This window comes from Citrobacter sp. TBCS-14 (assembly GCF_005280805.1).
In the GTDB taxonomy this organism is placed as follows: domain Bacteria; phylum Pseudomonadota; class Gammaproteobacteria; order Enterobacterales; family Enterobacteriaceae; genus Citrobacter; species Citrobacter gillenii.
Window position 1 is genome coordinate 1 of record NZ_SZWM01000893.1, and the last position, 271, is coordinate 271.

Annotated in this window: 1 pseudogene; it reads left to right on the top strand. The window is 54.6% G+C overall.

Annotation, left to right across the window (positions count from 1 at the left end):
- Positions 1-271: pseudogene (locus FDX22_RS21930) on the top strand (KilA-N domain-containing protein); the annotation flags it as partial.

Sequence of the window (271 nt, forward strand, 5' to 3'; positions counted from 1 at the left end):
TGATGCTCCTGTTGGCGCGCCGGATGGCTCCAGCCGTCCAACTCTTTCACTGAGCGCGCTGCTGAAACAGCACGGTATTCGCATAACGGCAAACCGGGTATATCACCAGTTGGCGAAGCTGGGGATTGTTGAACATCGTGAGCGATACAGCCGAACAGGAATCAACGGCATTAAAAAATTTTGGTCACTTACGGCGAAGGGCTGCATGTTCGGCAAGAACATCACCAGTCCGGCAAACCCGCGCGAGACTCAGCCGCATTTCTTCGAGTCC